The 22,881-nt window shown below is 72.3% G+C and carries 21 protein-coding genes and 2 tRNA genes; 8 read left to right on the top strand and 15 right to left on the bottom strand.

The features are described from left to right. Nucleotides 1-34: 34 nt before the first annotated feature. The 4 genes from AB0B63_RS05200 to AB0B63_RS05185 form a co-directional block, all read right to left on the bottom strand. Nucleotides 35-406, bottom strand: coding sequence for a hypothetical protein (locus AB0B63_RS05200; protein WP_208568082.1), 372 nt, complete (start codon nt 404-406; stop codon nt 35-37). After that, nucleotides 399-800, bottom strand: a complete 402-nt coding sequence (locus AB0B63_RS05195; protein ID WP_208568081.1) for a YbaB/EbfC family nucleoid-associated protein — start codon at nt 798-800, stop codon at nt 399-401. Before AB0B63_RS05195 ends, AB0B63_RS05200 begins: the two co-directional genes overlap by 8 nt. Nucleotides 801-909: 109 nt before the next feature. After that, on the bottom strand, nt 910-1,200 hold the full coding sequence (locus AB0B63_RS05190) for a WXG100 family type VII secretion target (protein WP_088644222.1): 291 nt from the start codon (nt 1,198-1,200) through the stop codon (nt 910-912). Nucleotides 1,201-1,279: 79 nt separating this feature from the next. Next, a complete protein-coding gene (locus AB0B63_RS05185) occupies nt 1,280-1,639 on the bottom strand; it encodes a WXG100 family type VII secretion target (protein WP_244252578.1) in 360 nt (119 codons plus the stop codon). Between the two features lie 248 nt (nt 1,640-1,887). On the opposite strand from AB0B63_RS05185, the gene AB0B63_RS05180 reads away from it, so the two are divergent. Then, complete coding sequence (locus tag AB0B63_RS05180) at nt 1,888-2,943, top strand: hypothetical protein (RefSeq protein WP_357014717.1); 1,056 nt, start codon at nt 1,888-1,890, stop codon at nt 2,941-2,943. A gap of 16 nt (nt 2,944-2,959) precedes the next feature. Continuing rightward, nucleotides 2,960-4,993, top strand: a complete 2,034-nt coding sequence (locus tag AB0B63_RS05175) for a hypothetical protein (RefSeq protein WP_357014716.1) — start codon at nt 2,960-2,962, stop codon at nt 4,991-4,993. 45 nt (nt 4,994-5,038) lie between these two features. On the opposite strand, the gene AB0B63_RS05170 is transcribed toward AB0B63_RS05175, so the two are convergent. Next, complete coding sequence (locus AB0B63_RS05170) at nt 5,039-5,872, bottom strand: phosphoribosylaminoimidazolesuccinocarboxamide synthase (protein ID WP_357014713.1); 834 nt, start codon at nt 5,870-5,872, stop codon at nt 5,039-5,041. A 153-nt stretch (nt 5,873-6,025) separates the two neighbouring features. Here AB0B63_RS05170 and AB0B63_RS05165 point away from each other — a divergent pair, with 153 nt between their 5' ends. Further along, nucleotides 6,026-7,348 (top strand): extracellular solute-binding protein, encoded by a 1,323-nt coding sequence (locus AB0B63_RS05165; protein ID WP_357015142.1) that lies wholly within the window; start codon nt 6,026-6,028, stop codon nt 7,346-7,348. Between the two features lie 30 nt (nt 7,349-7,378). Here AB0B63_RS05165 and AB0B63_RS05160 read toward each other — a convergent pair whose 3' ends face one another. The 5 genes from AB0B63_RS05160 to AB0B63_RS05140 form a co-directional block, all read right to left on the bottom strand. Continuing rightward, entirely contained in the window at nt 7,379-7,648 is a 270-nt protein-coding gene (locus AB0B63_RS05160) for a hypothetical protein (RefSeq protein WP_208568077.1), read from the bottom strand. Nucleotides 7,649-7,897: 249 nt separating this feature from the next. Continuing rightward, nucleotides 7,898-7,971 (bottom strand) — tRNA-Met (locus AB0B63_RS05155). Between the two features lie 420 nt (nt 7,972-8,391). After that, nucleotides 8,392-8,465 (bottom strand) — tRNA-Met (locus tag AB0B63_RS05150). A 246-nt stretch (nt 8,466-8,711) separates the two neighbouring features. Further along, on the bottom strand, nt 8,712-11,708 hold the full coding sequence (locus AB0B63_RS05145; protein WP_357014711.1) for a UPF0182 family protein: 2,997 nt from the start codon (nt 11,706-11,708) through the stop codon (nt 8,712-8,714). A 117-nt stretch (nt 11,709-11,825) separates the two neighbouring features. After that, complete coding sequence (locus AB0B63_RS05140) at nt 11,826-12,839, bottom strand: PDZ domain-containing protein (RefSeq protein ID WP_208568075.1); 1,014 nt, start codon at nt 12,837-12,839, stop codon at nt 11,826-11,828. A gap of 113 nt (nt 12,840-12,952) precedes the next feature. Between AB0B63_RS05140 and AB0B63_RS05135 the strand changes: the two genes are divergently transcribed. Beyond that, nucleotides 12,953-14,251: a zinc-dependent metalloprotease gene (locus AB0B63_RS05135; RefSeq protein WP_357014708.1), complete on the top strand. Its 1,299-nt coding sequence runs from the start codon at nt 12,953-12,955 to the stop codon at nt 14,249-14,251. Between the two features lie 108 nt (nt 14,252-14,359). On the opposite strand, the gene AB0B63_RS05130 is transcribed toward AB0B63_RS05135, so the two are convergent. Both AB0B63_RS05130 and AB0B63_RS05125 read right to left on the bottom strand, forming a co-directional pair. Next, nucleotides 14,360-14,962, bottom strand: a complete 603-nt coding sequence (locus AB0B63_RS05130) for a hypothetical protein (protein ID WP_357014706.1) — start codon at nt 14,960-14,962, stop codon at nt 14,360-14,362. 157 nt (nt 14,963-15,119) lie between these two features. Beyond that, nucleotides 15,120-15,650, bottom strand: a complete 531-nt coding sequence (locus AB0B63_RS05125; RefSeq protein ID WP_208568143.1) for a M48 family metallopeptidase — start codon at nt 15,648-15,650, stop codon at nt 15,120-15,122. 509 nt (nt 15,651-16,159) lie between these two features. On the opposite strand from AB0B63_RS05125, the gene AB0B63_RS05120 reads away from it, so the two are divergent. The 3 genes from AB0B63_RS05120 (at nt 16,160) to AB0B63_RS05110 (ending at nt 19,152) form a co-directional block, all read left to right on the top strand. Next, nucleotides 16,160-16,327 carry a DUF5679 domain-containing protein gene (locus AB0B63_RS05120; protein WP_007464795.1) on the top strand — a complete coding sequence of 56 codons (168 nt, stop codon included), beginning with the start codon at nt 16,160-16,162 and terminating at the stop codon, nt 16,325-16,327. A gap of 305 nt (nt 16,328-16,632) precedes the next feature. After that, a complete protein-coding gene (locus AB0B63_RS05115; RefSeq protein ID WP_357014704.1) occupies nt 16,633-17,712 on the top strand; it encodes a ThiF family adenylyltransferase in 1,080 nt (359 codons plus the stop codon). A 108-nt stretch (nt 17,713-17,820) separates the two neighbouring features. Next, a complete protein-coding gene (locus AB0B63_RS05110) occupies nt 17,821-19,152 on the top strand; it encodes an AarF/ABC1/UbiB kinase family protein (RefSeq protein WP_208568071.1) in 1,332 nt (443 codons plus the stop codon). A gap of 328 nt (nt 19,153-19,480) precedes the next feature. Here AB0B63_RS05110 and AB0B63_RS05105 read toward each other — a convergent pair whose 3' ends face one another. The 3 genes from AB0B63_RS05105 to AB0B63_RS05095 all read right to left on the bottom strand — a co-directional run bounded on the left by AB0B63_RS05105 (nt 19,481) and on the right by AB0B63_RS05095 (nt 22,537). Beyond that, nucleotides 19,481-19,846, bottom strand: coding sequence for a WhiB family transcriptional regulator (locus AB0B63_RS05105; RefSeq protein WP_208568070.1), 366 nt, complete (start codon nt 19,844-19,846; stop codon nt 19,481-19,483). Nucleotides 19,847-19,977: 131 nt separating this feature from the next. Further along, the gene (locus tag AB0B63_RS05100) at nt 19,978-20,235 is read right to left on the bottom strand and encodes a hypothetical protein (protein ID WP_208568069.1); all 258 of its coding nucleotides are present in this window, start codon (nt 20,233-20,235) and stop codon (nt 19,978-19,980) included. 124 nt (nt 20,236-20,359) lie between these two features. Then, a complete protein-coding gene (locus AB0B63_RS05095) occupies nt 20,360-22,537 on the bottom strand; it encodes an ATP-dependent DNA helicase UvrD2 (protein ID WP_357014700.1) in 2,178 nt (725 codons plus the stop codon). Between the two features lie 90 nt (nt 22,538-22,627). Between AB0B63_RS05095 and AB0B63_RS05090 the strand changes: the two genes are divergently transcribed. Beyond that, nucleotides 22,628-22,870: a mycoredoxin gene (locus AB0B63_RS05090; protein WP_219464589.1), complete on the top strand. Its 243-nt coding sequence runs from the start codon at nt 22,628-22,630 to the stop codon at nt 22,868-22,870. The last annotated feature ends 11 nt before the right edge of the window (nt 22,871-22,881 follow it).

The following is a 22,881-nucleotide window of genomic DNA, read 5'->3' as shown; positions in this document are numbered from 1 at the left end:
GGCACCGTCGGGTCCCCCGGCCGGCCGCCTCGGGTCAGCGCCGGCCACCGGCCCGGTCGATGTCGGTGGCGTTGTCGTCGTCGGTGCCGGTGTAGCTCCACATGGCGTCGGCCACGTACGCGCCGAGCTTGTCCATCGCCTCGCCGAGCTTGGGCACGGTGGCCTTGATCGCCTCGTTCATCTGCTGCCCACCACCGCCGGAGACCTCGACCGACTTGTGGTACGTCTTGAGGAACTCCTCGGTGAACTCGTCGCGCGGCAGCGTCCCGGGCGCGGCCTCCAGCGTGGTGATCGCGCCGAGCTTGCCGTCCATCGCGGTGGACATCGACTGCCCGTTGATCCGGAGCCGGTTGGCGATGCCGAGGATGTCGGCGACGCTCGTCCTGATCTCGACGAAGCTACTCATCGTCGTCCCCCTTCAGGCGCACGTCGGCGTCGTGGCTGTGCAGCAGCTTCTCCAGCTGGGCCCCACCGGGGGCCATCCGCCGCAGGTCGGGGGCGATGCTGCCGTCGAGGATCTCCTTGGACTGCTCGGCGGCGTCCTCCACGGCGAGCCGGACGGTCGCCACGATGGTGGCGGCCAGCGCCTTGGAGTTGGGGTTGCGGAACACCCGGGGGTCGATGTCCAGCTCCAGCAGGTGCCCCCGGGGGCCGACGACCGCCTTGACGGTGCGGTCGTCCGACCAGGCCGTGCCGGTCACCCGGAGCATCCGACGCTGCACGTCGTCCATTCCGGACCAGGCCTTCTTGAGGTCACCGATCATGGCGGTCAACGCGCCGAAGTTCGGTCGTTCCTCCATCGTCCCTCCCCCGAGGTCCCTTCCGCCGGGCAGCCTAACCGGGCCGACCCGGCCCCGGCCGCCCCGCCGGTCCGACGCCCTCCGGCCGGGAGGGCGTCGGACCGGACGGTCACATGCCGGCGGCGATCTGCTGGTCGACCTGCTGCATCCGCTCGGCCGACGCACCGAGCTTCACGCCGACCCGGGTCAGCGCCTCCTTGATCTCGGTGGCGCCCTGGTTCCACTTCTGCCGGGCCTCGTCGCACGCCTGCCCCGCCGGTCCCTGCCAGTCCTGCGCGAAGAGCTGGGTGAACTGGGTGTAGAGGTCCTGGAGGCTGCCGTCCATCTGGCCCTGGTAGGTGCCGATGGCGGTGGCCACGTCGGAGATCTGGGCGAAGTTGTAGGTGATGGGACTGCTCACTGGAAGGTCACCTTTCGCTGGTCACAGCGGCACGGGCCGCCCGGGAGGGTCGACACGGCCGCGGCGGATACCGGCGGCGTCAGCCGCGCAGGATGCTCATCACGCTGGCGTCGCCGGTCTCGGCGGCGGCCTGGCGGATCTCGGTCGCGGCGTCCTCGTCGTTCATGCCGTACTGGGTGGCGGCGCTGGTCATCTTGCCGGACAACTCGTCGAGCGCCGAGATGATCTTCTTGAGGCCGTCGTTGAGCTGCACGGAGACGTCCTGAAGCGCGTTGTTGGCCGAGCCGCGCATGCCGCTGCCGCCCAGGGCCTGCACCCGCTCGATGAGCCGTGCCATGCCCAGCGCGAGGCCCTCTCCGGTGTCGTTGCAGCGCGTCGCCATCTGGTTCAGCTGATCCTGGGTGGCGTGAACCTGACCCAGTCCAGGAGTGTCGGTCAAGGTGGACTCACCCGCTCCTCTGCTTGCGCCCCCCGGTCAGGGAAGCGTCCCCTTGATGGTGGTGGCCGTCGTGGCCGACCCTGACGGTAGCGCCCCGTAACGAATCGGGCTACCTCACTACGTCCAGAGTGGCTGGTCGGGGTGGTGACAGCGGCGATACCGGGTCCCGGCGGTGGTCGGCAGCGGTTACGCTCGGGGCGTTTTCCGGTGACACTCGGGCGGGGGCCCGCCGCACCAGGGGAGGTTCGGTGGCCGAGGACGACGGCACGGGCGGCAGCAACCCGTACCGGTACGAGACCGAACAGAACACCCGCACCGACTGGCTGGGCGATCAGAAACCCGTCGACGTCGATCCGGACGGGCTGGTCGACTACGGCAAGAACATGGTCGTCATCCAGGAGAACCTGCAGAGCCACGGTGGCCGGTTGAGCCAGCTCGGCCAGTTGCCGCACCGCGCCTGGGAGGGCGCCGCGCTACCCGAGGGCGTCTACGTCCGCACCCAGCTCACCCTGAACTACGCCGAGTTCCAGCAGTACCTGACCTACCTGGGTGCGGCGCTGACCAACATCGGCATGGCCGCGCAGACGGTGGCGGACGCCTACGCCAACACCGACGGCTGGTCGGCGGCCTCGCTGGACGCGGTCCGGTTCGCCTTCGGCGAGGCCGACGCGCCACGTCCGGCCGGGCTACCGCCGTTCGTCTCCGGCAAGACCTGGTGGGACCAGTACCTCGAAACGGTGTCGAGCGGTCAGGCCAACGCCGCGCCGACCCCCGAGCAGTTCGTCGACCAGGGCCAGCCCCGGGTCGCCCCGGACGGCAGCATCACCTTCACCGCGCTCGGCCCCGGCGGCGTGGTGCGCACCATCGTGCAGCGGTCGTTGCCCGGTGGCGTGGGCACCGAGACGGTCACCACCACGGCCGACGCCACCGGCAAGGTGCTCGACAGCAGCACCAGCCGGACGACCACGGTCGTCACCGGCAACTCGACGGTGGTCACCACCACCAACACCGACGCCGAGGGCCGGCGCACCGGCGGCAGTCGGGAGACCACGTCGTACGGCGTCGACGGCGGTCACACGGTGACCAGCGAGCAGCTCGACGCCGCAGACAAGCCGACCGCCACCCGGGTAGACGCGCAGCACGCCGACGGCACGCACACGGTCACCACGACCGACGGCAAGGGCACCGTCACGCAGGAGCTGCACATCGGTCAGGACACCGAGGGCGTGGACCCGGCCGAGCTGACCGAATCCCCCGCCAAGCGGGCGCTGGACGAGATCAAGCAGCACGACTACGGCATCTGAGCCCGGGGAGGACACCATGGCCGACTACTGGGGTGCCCAGGCCACGTACGCGCACGGTGGCCCGCGCGGCGAGGGCACCCGGTACGTCATGCCGCCGGAGAACCCGGACCTGAAGTTCACCCCGGCACCGGGCGGCGAGGGCGGGGCCACCATCGAGGCGGTCCGCCAGCAGGTGCTGGGGCAGCACCCGGAGGACATCTCGGCGCTGGCCGACCAGTGGCAGAACGCCTACAACCTGTTGCAGAGCATCCACCAGCAGTTGTTGTCGGCCAGCCGGACCCTGCACGACGAGCACTGGAAGTCCCCGCAGGCCCGTGACGCGTTCCTCAAGGCGGGGCCGGGCAAGACGCTGGCGTACCTCGACGAGTGGATGGACGCGGCCCAGCACAACGTGACCGCGCTGCGGGCGATGGTCGGCATCGCCCGCGACTCCCGGGCGGAGATGGAGCGGCTCTGGACGCAATACCGGGAGGCCCTCGACGACGCGAAGAACTCCGACGGCTGGACGCAGTTCTCCGAGGGTTTCAAGCAGGGCTTCACCCTGGGCCTGTACGACGGCGAGAAGGGCATCCAGGCGGCCGAGGCCGAGGCGGTGCAGGAGAAACAGCAGGAGTTCAACCGCCGGGCGCAGGAGTTGGCCCGACGTACCGCCGACGACTACGTCGAGACGTTGAGCAAGGTCAGCGGCGGGCACGGTCCGCCGTTCTTCCCGATGGACGCGGTGCTCAACCCGGTCGGTCACCCGCCGTGGCGCGGGCCGGTCGGCGTGCCGCCGCCGGTGGGGCCGCCCGGTGTGCGTCCGCCCGGCGGGACGAACCAGCCCCCGACTCCGGTGCGGGCGGTGCCCCGGCCCACCCCGACCGATCCGGATCAGTTGGCCCGGCAGGTGCTGGACACCCTCAGGCCGCCGCCGGAGACCGGGGCGCCGGTCCCGACGCCCGGCACCGACGGGCGGGCGGGTCCCGCCGTGACGCCGCCGCCGGTGGTGGCACCGCCGCTGGTCGCGCCGCCACCCGGCCTGCCCACCGGTTCACCCGGGTTGAGCGGCGTGAACGCCAATGCCAACGCCGCCGGGGTGGGCCGGGCCGGGCTGGCCCGGCCGCCGGGTCTGGACGGGCTCACCGGTGAGCGGGGTGGGTTGCGCAGCGGGGTGCTGCGCGGTGGTGCCGGAGCGCCGGGAGTCACCGAGCCGCCCCAGGCGTCGTTGCGTTCCCCCGGCGCGAACGCCACCCCGCCGCCGACGGGCGGCCGGGCCGCGCCGCCGGGCGGGCTTCGCCGGCCCGGTGCCCCGTCGGCGGCGACCCCACCGCCGGGGGTACGGGGTGCCGGCGGCCCTTCGACGACGGGGGCGCCGCACTCGCCGGGCACCCGCCGGCCCGGCACCGAGCAGGGGGAGGACGAGGCGCGACGCGGGTCAGTCCGCCCGGGTGCCGGCGACGCCGACCTGTTCGGCCGGCCGGCCGGTGAGACCACCGCACCGGTGTTGCACAGCCGTCGTCCGGAGGGTCGACGGGCGGCTGGCGGTGGCCGCGCCACCGGGGAACGGGCCGGCGACGCCGCTGCGGCGACCCGGCCGGGCACCACCCCGTCCGTGCTGGGCAGCCCGGCCAGGAGTGTCGCGGTGCCGGGGACGCCCCGGTCGAAGCGACGTGACCGGGGCGACGTGGCACGTCCGGCGGCCTCGGGCGGCGAGTGGCTGGCCGACGGCCGGTCGGAGGCGACCGCACCGGTGCTGGACGCGCCGGCCGCGCCACCGTCCGGCGGGCGGGTGTCCCGGCTGGAGGAGGTGCCGGGCGCGTTGCGGGGTCGCCCGTCGGCCGGGCCGGCACCCCGACCGGCACGGGGCGGGCAGCCGGTGCCGCCGGAGCTGGCTCCCCGGCGGGCCACCGCCGCGCGGCACGACGACCGGGACGAGGGCCGCGACGGCCCGGGGATCGTCACCGACGAGCAGGCGTTCAGCGTGGAGACCCCGGGTGGCGGTGTGCTCGGCAAGCAGGCCGAGGACCGTTCCTACCGGGCCGAGCCGAAGACCGCCCTGGGCGGCAACTGACCCTGTTCCCGGCCGGCCCGTGCAGCGCCGGCCGGGAACGGTGGGTCAGGACCAGCGTTCGCCGGTGAGCCGCTCGTAGACGTCGACGTAGCGGGCCCGGGTCGCCTCGACCACGTCGGCCGGGACCTCGGGCGCGGGGGGCTGCTTGTTCCAGCCGCTGCTGGTCGCCCAGTCCCGGACGTACTGCTTGTCGTAGGAGAACTGGGTGCGACCCGGCTGGTACGACTCGGCCGGCCAGTAGCGGGACGAGTCGGAGGTGAGCACCTCGTCGCCGAGGACCAGGGTGCCGTCCGCCGCCCAGCCCAGTTCGATCTTGGTGTCGGCGACCAGGATGCCCCGGTCGGCGGCGAGTTCCGCGCCCCGCCGGTAGACGTCGAGGGTGATCTGGCGCAGCCGCTCGGCGGTCTCGGCACCCACCTTGTCCACCACCTCGGCGAAGGTGATCGGCTCGTCGTGCTCCCCGGCCGGCGCTTTGGTCGACGGGGTGAAGATCGGCTCCGGCAGGATCGACGCCTCGACCAGGCCGCGCGGCAGCGGCACGCCGGAGACCGCGCCGGTGCGCTCGTACTCCGTGCGGCCACCGCCGGTCAGGTAACCGCGGGCGACGCACTCGACGGGCACCATGTCCAGCCGGCGGCAGCGGATCGCCCGACCGGCGAACTCGGCGGGCACCTCGGTGGCGGAGATGACGTGGTTCGGCACCAGGTCGGCGAGTTGCTCGAACCACCAGAGCGACAGGGCGGTGAGCAGCCGACCCTTGTCCGGGATCGGGGTGGGTAGCACCACGTCGTAGACGGAGATCCGGTCGGAGGCGACCAGGATCATGTCGTCGCCGTCGGTGTAGACGTCCCGGACCTTGCCCGAGTGCAGAAGTTCCACGCGCCCTAGTACACCACGGGTGCCCGGCCCGCCGGTGCACCCACCCGGAGCCGGAGCGGCCGGCAGGCCGACCCCCCGTTGACACCCACCTGCGCCACCTGCGTGAATGATCCGGCTACCGGCCCCCCTTCCCAGGAGCACCCGTTGCCCGCTGTGCGTCCCCCGCTGCCCCGACCCGGCATCGACCCGGCCCGCCGGCGGCTGCTCGGTGCACTGCTCGGGCTGCCGGTGCTGGCCACCGGCGGACTCAGCGGGTGCGGCGTCGAGGAGGAGTCACCGGTGCAGGACGGCCCGGTGGAGCTGTCCGTCTTCTGGTACGGCGGCACCAAGCGGGCGGAGGCCACCGAACGGGCCCTGCGGCTCTATTCGGCCCGCAACCCGCTGGTCACCTTCCGGGTGACCTGGCAGGGGCAGGGCGGCTACTACGACCGGCTCGCCACCCAGGCCAGCGGCGGTAACGTGCCCGACCTGTTCCAGATCGACGACTCGATGCTCGGCGAGTACGCCCAGCGCGGCATCCTCCTGGACCTCGGCGGCTACGTCGACGACGGCCGGATCAACCTGAACACCCTGCCGCCCGGCCTGGTGGACTACGGGAAGATCGACGACCGGGTCTACGGCGTGCCGGCCGCGCAGACCCACGCCGCCGTGGTGTTCAACCGCGCTCTGCTCCGCCGGCTCGGGGAGCCCGAGCCGACCACCGCGATGACCTGGGCCGACTACCTGAGCTGGGCGGCCCGGGTGACCCGGGCCGGCGGCGGCCGGGTCGCCGGCTCGATGGACCCGTCGGGCGACCACCGCGCACTGTGGCTCTGGCTGCGTGGCCTGGGCACCAAGTTCTACCAGGGACGCCAGTTGGGTTTCGGCTCGGCGGCGCTGCTGGACTGGTTCGAGTTCTGGGAACGGGCCCGCAGCCAGCAGGCCACTCCGGCGGCAGCGCTGGTCGACCGGGCCGACGGCGGCGAGCCGGCCCGGCAACTGGTCGTCACCGGGCACACCGCCGCGTCGTTCGCCTGGTCCCACCAGTTTCCCGAGCTTCAGCGTTACTGCGACGACGAGTTGGCCCTGGTCGGCTTCCCCGGCCCCCGGGCCGCCCAGTGGGACCGGGCGTCGATGTACTGGGCCGGGTTCCGGGGCACCCGTCATCCGCAGGTGGTGGCGGACGTGGTCGACTTCCTGACCAGCAGCGTGGAGGTGGGCCGGCTACTCGGCGTGGAACGGGGGCTGCCGGCCAGCCTGACTGTGCGGCAGGCGGTGGTCCAGACCATCGACGATCCGCTGGCCGAGCAGGTCGCCGCCCTCGGTGAGGCGCTGCGCCAGCAGGTGGGCCCGGCACCCGAACCGCCGCCGAAGGGGCACGGCGAGGTGCGTGACCTGCTCACCGAGGCGGCCCGGAGCATCCGCGCGGGGCGCTCCGGGGCGCGGGCGGCGACGACCCAGTTCATGGCCCGGGCCCAGGCGGCCCTGGCCCGGTGACGGGTCAGGGCCGCCTGGCCCGGTGACGGATCAGCGCGGCGGACGGCTGCGGCGGTTGCGCATCAGCAGGACCACCAGCAGGACGATGCCGCCGACCACCACCAGGCAGCAGAGCAGCCCGATGACGCCGAATCCACCGCCCCTCGACCGGCGACGGGCGGCCTCCACCACCAGTTCGCCGGTGCCTGTGGACGCCCACGCGGCCACCGGCACGAAGACCGAGAGGACGACCGCGCCGAACACCGCGCTCAGCCGGCCCCACCACGTCACGGCAGTTGACTTGTTGATCCCAGTAGACATGCCCTCATCCTGACCGAGGAGAGCAAGTCCGGCACCCCGAAGCACCCGCCCACCCGGCCGCTGCCCGCTCCGCCCGGGGCTGAGCTCCGCCCGCCGCTGCCACCTCCACCGGCCGCTGCCCGCTCCGCCCGGGGCTGAGCTGGGCCTGAGGGCTGGGCCGGGGTGCCGGAGGCGACGGGCGGGTCGCCGGAGACGGGCCACAGACGGCGACAGGCCCCGGAGGGTAAACTCCGGGGCCTGTCGTAACAGTAGCGGGGACAGGATTTGAACCTGCGACCTCTGGGTTATGAGCCCAGCGAGCTACCGAGCTGCTCCACCCCGCGTCGGCTAGATAAGCTTAACCCACCCGCCAGACGGAGATCAGCCGGCCCCCCAATCCGCCATCCGCCCAGCTCACCCCCGCCCACCACGCCGCACCACGGCTCCACGGCTGTCAGGGCTGTCAGGGCTGTCAGGGCTGTCAGGGCTGTCAGGGCACGGTCACCGGGCAGCGGGATCAGATTGCCGTTGGAGAGACGACATGCCGATGAGGATGCGCGTAAACGCAATCTGATCGGGCTGCCCACCCCCGAGGGGCAACTTCGTGAACCCGGAAACGAACGAGGAACCCGCAAACGAACGAGGGAAGCCGGAAACGGCCCAGCAGAACCGGTGGAAGAACCACAGACCGGTGGGTCGACGAGGGAACCCGCATAGAGAAAACGACAGGCCCCGGAGAAGAAACTCCGGGGCCTGTCGAACAGTAGCGGGGACAGGATTTGAACCTGCGACCTCTGGGTTATGAGCCCAGCGAGCTACCGAGCTGCTCCACCCCGCGTCGCCTGGTTAACCGTAGCGCACCGACCCCCGGGCCCGCAAAACGGCCCCGGACGGGTCACCGTGGGCCCTGCGGATCAGGCCCGGCGCAGCTCGACCGACACCGGCCCGTCGCCCTCCGCGTCGCGTACCACCTGCGCCGGGGACGGGCAGCGGCGTCGCCGGCGGCGGGGCGACCGGCCGCAACGACGACGGGCCCCCGATCCCGACTCGGATCGTGGGGCCCGTCGACGCGGGAGCGGGTGGGTCAGCCGCCGGAGGACGGTGCCGGCGTGGCGGGTGGGTTGCCGCCGGACGGAGCCGCCGGGTTGCCCTGCTGAGCCTGCTGGAAAGCGGTGATCGCCTCGTCCAGCGCCTTCAACGCCCGGCCGTACCGCTCGAAGTCACCGGACGCCTGCGCGGCCTTGACCTCGGCGATCGCCGTCTGGACCCGCTGGGCGGCGGCAGCCAGGTCACCGCTGGGCGGTGGGCTGCCCGCCCCGGCCGAGGGTGAGGCCGACGGCGACGCCGAAGGGGAGGTCGGCGGGGGTGGCGTCTCGCCGCTCGGCGGCGGGGTGCTCCCCTGCCCGGCCCGTTTGCCCTGTTCGACGAGCTGTTTGATGCCGTCGCTGACGTTGTTGGCCAGGACCACGTACGAGCCGCCGTCGCCGTAGGACAGGAGCACCTTCTGCAACAGCGGGTACGCGTCCTGCTGGTTGCTCTTGACGTAGACCGGCTCGACGTAGAGCATCCCGTCGGCGAACGGCAACGACAGCAGGTTGCCGTACTGCACCTGGGCCTGGTTGGAGGAGAGCAGGTTCAGCTCGGTCCGGATGGTCGCGTTGTTGGTCATCTGCTGGTGCACCTGCACCGGGCCGGAGATCCGGGTCTGGTCGGGTAGCTCCAGCACCTCCAGCTTCGGCTGCCCGTCGACGTACGACCCGGAGATCAGCGCGGCGAGGTTCTGCCGGCCGTTCGGGGTGACCGCCGAGGTCAGCTGGAACCGGGGGGCGTCCTGGTTGGGGAACTGGGTGAACAGGTAGTACGGCGGCTGCTTCTGCCCGCTGTCCGGCGCGTCCGGCACGTTGGGCACCTGCCAGAAGTCCTGGCCGGAGTAGAAGTCGCCGGGGTTGGTGACGTGGAACTTGGTGAGCAGGTTGCGCTGCACCTTGAACATGTCGGCCGGGTAGCGGAAGTGCGCGGCCAGGTCGGCCGGGATCTCGGTCTTCGGCAGCACCAGGTCGCCACCGAACGCCTTGTTCCACGCCTTGAGCACCGGGTCGCCGTCGTCGAACTCGTAGAGGCGGACCGTGCCGTCGTACGCGTCGACGGTGGCCTTCACCGAGTTGCGCATGTAGTTGACGTTCTCCCGGGCCAGCTGGAAGGTGCCCCGGTTGGTCAGCTCGTCGGTGGTCTCCTGCTGGAGGTTGATCCGCTCGGCGTACGGGTAGGTCGCCGCCGTGGTGTAACCGTCGATGATCCACTGGACCTTGCCGCCCACCACCGCCGGGTACGGGTCGCCGTCCAGGGTGAGGAACGGGGCGACCTTCTCCACCCGGTCCCGGGGGTTACGCACGTACAGCAGCTTGGAGTTGTCGTTGACCGCCTCGGAGAGCAGGAAGTTCGTCTCCTGCTCCTTGATCGAGTAGAGCAGCCGCCTGGTGAACGAGCCGATCTCGACGCCGCCCTCACCGGTGTAGGTGTAGTACTGCTCGCCGCCGGTGGTCGGGGTGGGCCGGTCGAACTCTGCGTTCTTGCCCTTCTCGGTCTGCCCGACGATGGCGTAGTCGTCGGCCTGCATCCGCTCGCCGTAGTAGATCCGCGGCTGGCTGGCCGGGATCTGCTCGGCCTGCGAGGAGCACGCCTCCTGGGCCTTCTCGCCGAGGAAGCCGGAGACGAAGTACGGCTGCCCGCCGCAGACCACCTGGTTGGCCGGGGCCGCGACCAGGCCGTAGCCGTGGGTGTAGACGGTGTGCCGGTTGATCCAGTTGTTCTGCTGGTCGGTCAGCTCGCCGTAGTTGATCTCCCGGACCCCGACCACGTAGTCGGAGGTCTTGTTCTCCACCGAGTAGCGGTCGATGTCCAGCTTGGGACCGAAGTCGTAGAACCCCCGGACCTGCTGGAGCTGGGTGTACGTCTCGGAGACCAGCTGCGGGTCGAGCAGCCGGACGTTCGGCACCACCGAGGTGTCCGTGGCGAGGCTGGGCGGGGGCACCAGGTTGCTGGCCGCGTACCCCTTGGTCTGCACCTCGGATATGTCGAACGCGGCCCGGGTGGCGTCGATACTGCGCTGGATGTACGGGGCCTCCTTGTCCCGGGCGCTCGGCTTGACCTCGAAGGTCTGCACCGCCCACGGGTAGATGCCGCCGATCGCGACGGCGGAGACCCCGAGCAGGGCCAGCGAGATGCCCGGCCAGACCAGGTTCCGCATCACCGCATTGGAGAAGACGATGATGGCGATCGCCACCACCACCGAGATGTACGCCAGGATCTCCTTCGCCGGCAGCAACGCGTTGACGTCGGCGTAGCCCGCGCCGTACAGCTTGGCGCCCTCGTTGTACTCCAGCAGCATGGCCCGCCGGTCCAGCACGTACGCGATGGCCTTGAGCAGGACGAAGACCGCGACCAGCGTGCTCAGGTGGGCCCGCGCGGCGCCTGTCATCCGGTCGCCGACGCCCTGCAGGCGCACCCCGCCGAAGATGTAGTGCACCGCCAGCGCGCCGATCAGGGCCAGCACCACGGCGGTGAAGCCGACCCCGAGCAGGTAACGCCAGAACGGCAACTGGAAGACGTAGAAGCCGACGTCGATGCCGAACTCCGGGTCCTTGACGCCGAAGTCGCCACCGTTGCGGAACAGCAGCCACTGGGTCCAGCGGCCCTGCGCGGAGAGCCCGGCGAACAGGCCGAGCACCACGGCGGTCAGGCTGATCCAGGTGCCGATCCGGGGGGCGAGCAGCATCCGGTACCGCTCGAGGGTGGCCTGCTCCAGCGAGTGTGGGCGCAACGTCGGCCGCAGCCGGTACGCCAGCCACAGGTTGCCGCCGACGAACGCGGCCAGGCCCAGCCCGACGGTCAGGAAGAGCAGCGTCCGGGTCAGCAGCACACCGGTGAAGACCTGGGTGTAGCGGACCTCGTCGAACCAGAGCCAGTCGGTCCACGCCTGCACCCCCCAGCCCAGAAGGGTGAACAGGAGGAACACCCCGACCAGGACGCCGATGGTGACGCGTCCGCGCCGACTCATCCTCGGCAGGGGGCTGCTACGCATGGCCACTGTTTGGCTCCGCACGCTCGATGTGATCGGCTCCGGACAGGCACCCAGAGTACGGGGTGTTCCTGAACGTCACGGGTCAGGTCGTGCCCGGCCGGTCCGGCGTGCCCGCCCTCAGCAGCGGGCCGGCTCCGCACCGGCGCGCAGGGCGTCCAACGCGGTCAATGCCTCGTCCAGCGAACCGACCTTGAGCATGGGCAGGCCGGGCTGCGGGTTGCGGACCGCCTCGGCACAGTTGTCGGCGGGCACCAGGAACGCCTTGGCCCCGGCCTTCTTCGCCCCGACCAGCTTCTGGGCGATGCCGCCGATCGGGCCGACCCGACCCTCGTCGTCGATGGTGCCGGTGCCGGCGATGACCTTCCCACCGGTCAGGTCCTCGGGCTTGAGCTTGTCGATGATGCCGAGGGCGAACATCAGTCCGGCGCTCGGACCACCGATGTCCTTCAGGTCGATCTTCAGGGTGAACGGGTGCGGCTGCCGCTGGTCGGGGACCACCCCGATCCGGGGTCGACCGTCGGACTCCCGGCTGGTCACGGTGGCGGTGCCGGGGGCGCCGTCGCGGACGTACCCGATGGTCAGCGCGGTGCCGGCGGGCTTGCCCCGGACCAGCTCGACCAGCCGGGACGCCGAGGTGACCTTCGCGCCGTCGACGGTGGTGACCACGTCGCCGGCCTTGAGCGCGCCGGCCGCCGGCCCGTCCGCGGCGACCTCCTTCGCCACCACCTCGACCGGGTAGCCGAGCTTGACCAGCGCGGCGGTCTCGGCGCTGCTCTGCGAGTTCTGGAAGTCCTCGGCGTTGCGCTTCTCGACCTCCTCCTGCGACTCGCCCGGCGGGTAGACCAGTTCCCGGGGGACCACCGCCTCGTCCTTCGACAGCCAACCGACGATCGCGGCACGCAACTTCACCGTCGGCTGCACGCCGACCGTGGTCATCCGGAGCTGACCGGCGGAGGTGGACGTCTCCCGGCCGGTGACCTGGATGACCTCCCGGCCGTCGGAGGTGCCGAGGGTGTTCACCGTCGGCCCGGGGCCGAGCACCACGTACGGGATGGGCGCGCCGAGCACGCCGATGCTCAGCAGGGTGGTGAGCAGAGCACCGAGGAGGACGGTCACGCCACGACGTCTCATGCGGCAGAGCGTACCGACCGGGGGCGGCGGGTCCGGCAGGCTACGGCGGACTTCGCCCTCAGCGCAACGCCGACGGCGGCTACCAGGGGCGCGGCGCGCGTACCGTAGACGTCGTGCCTGATATTCCGTTCGGTTTCGCGCTCCCGGGTGGGCAACCACCAGACCCCAACGATCCCGCGCAGATGCAGCAGTTCATGTCGCAGTTGCAGCACCTGCTCTCCGCGCCGGGCAGCGGGCCGGTCAACTGGGACCTGGCCCGCCAGGTGGCCGCCAGCCAGCTCGCGGCCACGGGTGACCCGATGGCCTCACCCTACGAGCGGCACGCGGTGGAGGAGGCGCTGCGGCTGGCCGACCTCTGGCTGGAGCCGGCGTCGGCCTGGCCGACCGGCATCCGCCTCTCCGTGGCGTGGAACCGCAACGAGTGGATCTACAAGACGCTCGACGTCTGGCGCAAGCTCTGCGACCCGGTCGCCAGCCGGATGGTCGGCGCGATGGGTGACCTGGTCCCGCCGGAGGCCCGCGCCCAGCTCGGCCCGATGCAGTCGATGGTCGCCACCCTGGGTGGCGCGCTCTTCGGCGGCCAGCTCGGTCAGGCCCTCGGGCAGCTCGCCGCCGAGGTGCTCTCCGCCGGCGACATCGGCCTGCCGCTCGGCCCGGCCGGCACCGCCGCGCTGATCCCGGCCAACATCCGGGTGTACGGCGAGGGCCTGGAGCTGCCCGAGGACGAGGTACGCCTCTACGTGGCCCTGCGCGAGGCGGCCCACCAGCGGCTCTTCGAGCACGTCCCGTGGCTGCGCGGGCACGTGCTGACCGCGGTGGAGAACTACGCGTCGGGCATCCGGGTCAACCGGGAGGCGATCGAGGAGGCGATGGGCCGGGTCGACCCGACCGACCCGGAGTCGATGCAGGCGATCGCCCTGGAGGGGATCTTCACCCCGGAGGACACCCCGGCGCAGAAGGCGTCCCTGGCCCGGTTGGAGACGGCGCTCGCGCTGGTCGAGGGCTGGGTCTGCCACGTGGTGGACAGCGCGGCGGCCGACCGGCTGCCCAACGTGGTCCGCCTCGGCGAGGCGTTCCGTCGCCGCCGGGCGGCCGGCGGGCCGGCCGAGCAGACCTTCGCCGCGCTGGTCGGCCTGGAGCTGCGGCCGCGCCGGCTGCGGGAGGCGTCGGCGCTCTGGGCGGCGCTGACCGAGCACCGGGGCATCGCCGGCCGGGACGCGGTCTGGGGCCACCCCGACCTGCTCCCGTCGGACGCGGACTTCGCCGACCCGGTGGCCTTCGCGACCACCTCGACGGATCTCGACGACGAGCTGGCCACCTTCGACTTCACCGCCCCCGGCGGCCCCGAGGAGCAGGCGCCGGGCAACCGTCCCCGCCCCGACGACACCGACGGCGACACCGACCGGCCCTGACCGCTGCGGACCAGCCGCGACACCGGCCGGACCCGCCCGTTCCCCGGGCAGGCCCGGCCGGTCGCCGTTGGCCGTCAGGTGCGGTGGCCGGTCAGGTGCGGTGGCCGGTCAGGTGCGGTGGCCGGAGAGCAGGGCGCGGGTCGCCTCCCAGCCCTCGACGGCCGGGTCGAGGGCGGCCAGGTCGGCCGGGCCGCGCAGCCGGTGCCAGCCGGGGGTGACCGCCACGTCGGTCGGGGCGGGCGCCGCGCGCCGCAGGTCCGCCGGCCCGTCGGCGTCCAGGTCCAGCGCCGGCAGCCAGCCGGGTACGGGTAACCGGCACGCCACGCCGAGCAGCCCGGGGCCGCCGCCCTCGACCGGAGCGACGGCGACGGGTCGACTGGTCAGCGGTCGGAGCAGCTTGCCGAGGGTGAGCCCCGGCAGGTCGGGGGCGTCGGCGGCGACCACGGCAGCCTGGTCGTACCCGTCGAGGGCGGCCAGCACGGCGTCGACGGTCGGCTCGGGCACCTCGTACACGGGGGTGTCGGGCCAGCGCACCGCGTCGGCCAGCCAGCGGTCGGCCGGGGTGACCGCGAGCGCGGTCTCCACCTCGGCGAGGGTGGCGAACAGGTCCACCACGTCCTCGGCCAGCGCGGTACGCCAGCGCGTCAGCTCGACGCCGGGCGGCGACCAGGCGACCGGAGCGAGCAACGCCACCACCACCCGTCGGAGCATTCCCCGACTGTAGTGGGCACCCTGTGGGTGATCGACTCCTGTGGGCCGAAGTGGTGGCGTCGACGCCCGGCGGACCCCGCTACCTGCACCCGGACGAGTCGATCTGCACCTGGAGGAGTCGATCGACCCACGGCCGGACGGTCGACGGGGGTGGCGGTCAGCCGGCCACCGGGACGGCCGAGGCGGCGGCCACACCCTCCAGGTAGCCCCGGGCCCGTTCGGTCTTGGCGTACCGGCCGACCAGGGCCCAGAAGCGGGCGTTGTGGCTCGGCACGATGAGGTGCGCCAACTCGTGCAGCAGCACGTAGTCGAGCACCCACTCGGGCATGTCCTGGAGCCGGTGCGAGATCCGGATGGTCCGGTCGGCGGGGGTGCAGGACCCCCATCGGCCGTTCTGGTTGGTGACCCACCGGACGCTGGCCGGCAGGGTCTCTCCGCCCTGGTCGGACAGGTACAGGTTGATCAGGCGGAGGGCCCGGTCGAGCAGCTCGTTGTCGTTGCGGGCCAACCGGCCCTCCCGGGCGGCGAGCCGGGCGAGCATCCGGTCGACCCACTCGCTCTCCTCGGCGCGGGAGAACTGGTCCGGGATGAGCACCACGACCCGTTCGCCGTCCCGGTAGGCGGACACCGTCCGTCGCCGGCGCTGACTGCGCCGTACCTCGACGACTGGCTTCCGCGCCGCCATCAGTGGGCCGCGCAGCCGTGGTTTCCTGCCACGAGGGAAAGCTAATGCGTACTGACCAGGGGTCCGCAAGGGTCAACACCCCGACACGCGCCCAGAAAATGGGGGTTAGTAGTAAGGAGTCCGAAAAAAACTGGTGGTGACCATGAGACTGGACCCTCGTCACCCTTCGTGGCGAGACCGACCACCCCCCACCGGGCGCGACCTCCACCGTAGTTGATCAGCTCCGGTAGCGTCGCCGCACCCCCGTCCGGGGGACCTCCCCTGGCACTCCACACGGCGTGTCCCCGGCAAACTCACTTATCCCGCCTATTTCGGGATGCACACTCTCGACGTCGACTTGCTCACAGTGTCGATGCACAGCTGACATGGAACCGCCCAGAGCTGGGTAGGGTCCGCCAACCGGCGGTCACGTGGGTGGCCGCGGAGAAGGACCCGGCGCCGCGCCCCGCGTGGCCCGCCGCCGGGAGAACCGCCGGACCGACGTGCCCGGCGGACGAGACGAGGAGGCTACCGTGGCCGACCAGGCCCAGACCTACAACGGTTACTGCGTGAAGTGCAAGGAGAAGCGGGACTTCGAGGGGCACGTCGAGGTCTCGAAGACCGGGATGAACATGGCCAAGGGCAAGTGTCCGGTGTGCGGCACAACAGTGAACCGCATCCTGGGCAAGGCCAAGGTCTGACCCGTACGGGTACGACGCGGGAGGGGCGGCCGGTCGGCCGCCCCTCCGGCACGTCCAGCCAGCCCACGAAGACGAGCCGGCCGACCGATCCGCGACGACGCCCGCCGATCGGAGGGCGGCGCCCGCCGGACGGCCGGCCCACAGCCGCCGCCCGCTCACCCGCCGGGCGATCTGTCAGCTGCCCGACATGACGCGCGGTGAGCTGTGGATAACCCGCCGACTCCTGTGGACAACGCTGGATCTGGCGCTGCGCACCTGTGGACAACGATCGACTCACCGCAGGGATTCGGTCACGATTCGTCATCGTGGCCCCCTCTCCTCCCGCACCCAGCGACGCTGCACTGCTCCGCCCCGTACTGGTGCCGGGTCTGACCCGGCTCTGGCGCGACCGGCACACCCTGCAACTGGGGTTGAACCCGGGTCGGGCCGTGCTGCTGGAAGTGACCGATTCGCGGGTCACCCGGCTACTCGACCTGCTCGACGGCACCCGGAGCGTCCGCGGCGTCCTCGCGGACGCGGTGCACGCCCAGGTCGACCCCGGCCAGGCGCGCGGGTTGATCGACACGCTGCACGCGGCCGGGCTGGTCGTACCGGCGCACACCCTGCTCCCCCGGGAGCTGACCGGCCCGGACCGGCTCCGGCTCGCCGCGGAGGCCGCAGCACTCGCCCTGGCCGCGCCCGCCCTGCCCGGCACCCCTGCCCAGGTGCTCCGCCGACGACGCGCCGCCCGGGTGGTGGTGGCCGGGGCCGGCCGACTCGGCGCACCGGTCGCCGTGGCCCTGGCCCAGGCCGGTGTCGGGCACGTGGCGGCCGAGCTGACCGGCCCGGTGGACCCGGTCGACCTGGTCGGGTCCGGGTTGGCCGCGACCGACGTGGGGCGACCGCTCACCGAGGCGGTCCGGGACGCCGTCGCCCGCACCGCCCCGGGCACCCGGACCCACCCGGCCGGCCGACGCCCGGTCGCCCTGGTGGTGCACCTCGGCACGGACCGCCCGACGGACCTGCTCGCCACCGGGTACGCCCGCCGTCGCCAACCGCACCTGCTGCTCACCCTCCGGGAGGGGGTGCCGGTGGTCGGTCCCCTGGTCCGGCCACCGGTGGGCCCCTGCCTGCACTGCCTGGATCTGCACCGCACCGATCGCGACCCGGGCTGGCCGGGCCTGGCCGCGCAGCTCGCCACCGGCCCGGCCGACCGGTCCTGCGGCACGGCCACCCTGCTCAGCGCCGTCGGCTATGCGGTCGCCGAGGCCCTGGCCCAGGTCGACGGGGGCACCCCGGAGACGGTGGGCTGCGCGGTGGAGATCGGGTCGGCCGGCCGGTTCCGACGTCGGGCCTGGGCCCCGCACCCCGGCTGTTCCTGCTCCGGCCCCGGCCGCCCGGAGTGACGGGTGGGAGCGCGATGGGAGTCCCACCGGGCCCGCGGAATGGGGTATGCGCCGACCCAGCCCAGCTTGGAGCAGCAGCGGGGCCGGGAAGTCGGTAACAATGGCCAGGTGACCGACATCCCGCGCCGCGCCGTGTCCCGGACCGCCAAGCTCGCCGCTCTGCCGCTCGGCTTCGCCGGTCGGACCGTCCTCGGGATGGGTAAGCGCGTCACCGGCATCGCCTCCGACGTCATCTCCGCCGAGATCCAACAACGCACCGCCGAGCAGCTGTTCAGCGTCCTCGGGCAGCTCAAAGGCGGGGCGATGAAGTTCGGCCAGGCGTTGTCGGTGTTCGAGGCGGCGTTGCCTGACGAGATCGCCGCGCCCTACCGGCAGGCGTTGACCAAGCTCCAGGAGGCCGCCCCACCGCTGCCGGTGGCGAGCGTGCACAAGGTGCTCGCGGAGCAGCTCGGGCCGGACTGGCGGGACCGGTTCGTGGAGTTCGACGACACCCCGGCCGCGGCGGCCAGCATCGGCCAGGTGCACCGGGCGGTGTGGCGGGACCCGGAGACCGGGGTGTCCCGGTCCGCCGCCGTCAAGATCCAGTACCCGGGTGCGGGGGACGCGCTGCTCGCCGACCTCAAGCAGCTCTCCCGGCTGGGCGGGATGTTCCGGGCCATCCAACCCGGCCTGGACGTCAAGCCGCTCCTGGCCGAACTGCGGGAGCGGATCACCGAGGAGTTGGACTACGAGCTGGAGGCCGAGTCCCAGCGCGCCTTCGCCGCCGCGTACGCCGACGACCCGGAGATCTTCATCCCGGCGGTGCTCTCCGCCTCGCCCCGGGTCCTGGTCACCGAGTGGATCGAGGGGACACCGCTCGCGGACATCATCCGGGAGGGCACCGACGAGCAGCGCAACTCCGCCGGTCGGCTGATGGCGACCCTGCACCTGTCCGCCCCGCCCCGGGCCGGGCTGCTGCACGCCGACCCGCACCCGGGCAACTTCCGGTTGCTGCCCGACGGCCGGCTCGGTGTGATCGACTTCGGCGCGGTGGCCCGGATGCCCGAGGGCACCCCGGAGCCGATCGGCCGGTTGCTCGGGTTGTCGCTGCGTGGCGACGCCGACGCGGTCGTCGCCGGGTTACGCGAGGAAGGCTTCGTCAAGGCGACCGAGCCGATCGACGCGCAGGCGCTGCTGGACTACATCCGGCCCATGCTGGACCCGGTGGCGCAGGAGGAGTTCCGGTTCACCCGGGCCTGGCTCCGCGCCGAGGCGACCCGGCTGGCCAGCCCGAAGTCGCCCGCCTTCCAGCTCAGCCGGCAGCTCAACCTGCCGCCGTCGTACCTGCTCATCCACCGGGTGACGCTGGGCTCGATCGGGGTGCTCTGCCAGTTGGAGGCGAAGGCGCCCTACCGGGGCATCCTGGAGCGCTGGCTGCCCGGTTTCGCCCCGGTGGCCTGACCGACGCGCGGCGGCGGGCCGGCCCGGCCGACGGACGACGCGGGGGCGGTGACCGGAACCCGGTCACCGCCCCCGCGTATCGCAGGTGGTCCTAGAGAACGCCCAGGTCGCGAGCCGACTGGCTCCGGCTGCTCATCGCGACGGTACGGGCAGAACGGTGCGCCTCAGTGCTCGTGGTGGTACGACCGGCCTGAGGCTGGCGCATTCGAGCCCGGGACAACGCTTCGTGGAGTAGTTGCATCTCGGTTCCGTTCGGCAGGTGCAGCATCGTGGTCAACTTTCTCGCGGCCGATGGTCATCGGCGGGTGGGTGGAACGGATCGGGTAGGTCAGGCTGCCAGCCGGACCGCACTGCGCGAGGTGGCCACACCACTGGCCGCCATCCGCGCCTCGGCCTCGACCTGAAGGGCCGCGTCACGGGCGAGGTCCTCCTTGCGCGGACGGCCCCGGGGCCGCTTACGCGGGACGACCGCGCCACGCTCGAAGATCTCGCCGCCCCAGACGCCCCAGGGCTCGGCCCGCTCGACCGCACCGGCCAGGCACTCGACGCGCAGCGGGCAGTCCCCGCAGAGCGACTTGGCCAGCTCCAGGTCGGTGGGCGAGTCGGAGAACCACAGGTCGGGGTCGAACTTCCGGCAGGGCAGGTTCGCCTCCAGCTCGACGCTCACGTCGAGGGGGGCCAACGCCAGACTCATCTCCCGGTCACCTCTCTCTCACTTCGATCTCGTGGATCGCAATTCCGACGTACTTCGACGGGCAAAAAACTGAGGCCGCGGATCCCGGTGAGCGGGTTCCGCGGCCTCGAGGTGAGCCGGTGGTCTGAGTGTCAGACCGGTCTACCTCGAGGTGGAACGCCGCGGACATCCATGCGCTGCTTAGCGACATCAATGCCCAGACCCGTGAAGCCACTGGTCCCCTCGGCTCCCGCAGTGGGTGCAACAGTCAGGTTCAGCTCGGCCTGAACCGAGACCTGGTGCACCTGCGGGTTCGACGGTCGCGGAGAAGCAAGGGCCACCCGGACAGCCGACAGCGGAGCGAAGGCAGCTGGCATCGCCGCCGGACGCTCATAAGTGATGATCTCCACGGTTGCCACCTCCCTCACGTTCCTCGTACCGATTCGGACTCAGCCCCCGTGAGCAGCCGTAATGGCGCTGCTCCCGAGGTGCGTCCTGAGGCTATTCCTCGCCACGGGGCGAGGGCAAACGAATTTACGACGAGATTTCGAGAGTTTTCTCCGGGCCGATCTCGTCGACCGTCGCGCCCGCCACCAACGCCAGCACCGCCTCGCCGTACAGGCCGAGTTTGCGGGGGCCGATGCCGGCGATGGCGATCAGCTCCTCGATCCGGCCCGGTCGCCGTTCGGCCAGCGCGACCAGGGTGGCGTCGGTGAAGACCACGTACGCCGGGACCCGCTGCGCCCCGGCCACCCGGGCCCGCCAGTCACCCAACCGCTCGTAAAGATTCTCGTCAATGTCCGACGGGCAGGTCGGGCAGCGGCCCAGTTTGCGGTCCGCCCCGGCGAGCAGGGTCGCGCCGCAGATCCGGCAGGACACCACCTGGGTCCGCCGACGTTCCACCGCCCGTTTCGCCCCGGCCACCCCGCCCGACCGGCCCGCACCGGCCCGCTCGCCCCCACCGGTCCGGTCCAGCTGGGGCAGGAACCGCGACGGCCGGCGGGCCCGACCACCGGGCGAGCGGGCCGAGGCGTACGACAGCCAGAGCCACTGCCGGGCCCGGGTGATCCCGACGTAGAGCAGCCGCCGCTCCTCCTCGACCTGCTCCGGGGTACGCGCGTACGAGGTGGGCAGGGTGCCTTCGGAGAGGCCGACCAGGAACACCGCGTCCCACTCCAGCCCCTTGGCCGAGTGCAGGGAGGCCAGGGTCACCCCGTCCACCGTCGGCACGTGCTGCTGGGCGGCCCGCCGGGCCAACTCGTCGTTGAAGTCCGCCAGGGTCGCCTGACGTTCCACCGTCGCCGCCTCGCCGATCGGCAGCACCTCGGGGCTGGCCGCGTACTCCTCGGCGAGCTGGACCAGGGCGGCGAGGGCCTCCCAGCGCTCCCGGGCGGCACCACCGGGCGGGGCGGCGTCGGGGGCCCAGCCGACCGCGGTCAACGCCTCCCGGACGGCGATCGGCAGCGGGGTGTCGCCCGGGATCGACCGGGTGGCGGCCCGCAACGCCACCATCGCCTGGCGTACCTCGGCACGCTCGAAGAACCGCTCCGCCCCCTGCACCACGTACGGGACGCCGACCTCGGTCAACGCCTTCTCGTACGCCTCCGACTGGGCGTTGGTGCGAAACAGCACGGCGATCTCCTTCGCCGGGGTGCCCGCGTCGACCAGGGTCCGGCAGCGGGCCGCCACCGCGGTCGCCTCGGCCGGCTCGTCGGTGAAGATCCGCAGCTCCGGTTCGGGGCCGGGCGGGCGCTGGCCGTGCAGCTCCAGCCGCAGCCGCGCCTCGGTGCCCCGGGCCTGCCCGATCACCGCGTTGGCCAACCCGACGACCTGCGGGGTGGACCGGTAGTCACGCACCAGCCGGACCACCGTGGCCGCCCGGTGCCGACGCGGGAAGTCGATCAGGTACGCCGAGGTGGCCCCGGTGAACGAGTAGATCGTCTGGCTGGCGTCCCCGACCACTGTCACGTCGTCCCGGCCGCCCAGCCAGGCGTCGAGCAGCCGCTGCTGGAGCGGGTTGACGTCCTGGTACTCGTCGACGACGAAGTGCCGGTACTGGCCGCGTACCTGCTCGGCGACGTCCGGGTGCTCCTCGATGCCCCACACCGCGGCCCGCAGCATGTCCTCGAAGTCGATCACTCCGGAGGACCGCTTCAACCGTTCGTACGCGGTGAAGACCTCGGCCACCGTCGCCGGCTCGTACGGCGTCTCGCGCAGCGCCCGGGCGGCGGCGACCACGTAGTCCCCCGGCTCGACCAGCGACGACTTGGCCCACTCGATCTCACCGGACAGGTCCCGGGCGGCGGCCCGGTCGGCCCGCAGGCCGACCTTCGCGGCCGCCAGGGTGACCACCCGGACCTTGCTGTCCAGCAGTTCCGGCATGGCCCGGCCGGACAGCAGCCGGGGCGCGAAGTAGCGCACCTGACGCAGCGCCGCCGCGTGGAACGTCCGCGCCTGCACCCCGGGCACCCCGAGCCCGGTGAGTCGGGCCCGCATCTCGGCGGCGGCCCGTGCGGTGAAGGTGACCGCCAGCACGTGTCGTCCGACGATCTCCCCGGTCAGCACCCGGTGGGCGATCCGGGAGGTGACCGCGCGGGTCTTGCCGGTGCCGGCCCCGGCCAGGATGCAGACCGGGCCGGCCGGGGCGGTCACCGCCGACCGCTGCTCCGGATCCAGCCCGGCGAGGACCGACTCCGCTGAGTGAACCACCACAGCGAGGAATCATCTCAGCTCCGGCCGGTGTTGTACCGGTCAGCCTGGCCTGACCGGGCCGGGGCGCGGCGAACCGTGGAGGATCCGACGATGTTGACCATGTATTCCACCCCGTGGTGCGGCTACTGCCACCGGCTGAAGTCGCAGCTGGACCGGGAAGGCATCGGGTACGAGGTGGTCGACATCGAGCAGGACCCGAAGGCCGCCGACTTCGTGATGAAGGTCAACGGTGGCAACCAGACCGTCCCGACGCTGCGCTTCGCCGACGGCAGTGCCCTGACCAACCCCTCCATCACCCAGGTCAAGCAGCACCTGGCCACGATCACGGGCTGACCCCGTCGACC

The organism is Micromonospora sp. NPDC049081 (assembly GCF_040648835.1).
GTDB lineage: Bacteria > Actinomycetota > Actinomycetes > Mycobacteriales > Micromonosporaceae > Micromonospora > Micromonospora antibiotica.
The sequence above is the reverse complement of the archived record's forward strand: the minus strand, read 5'-3'. Positions and strand labels throughout refer to the sequence as shown.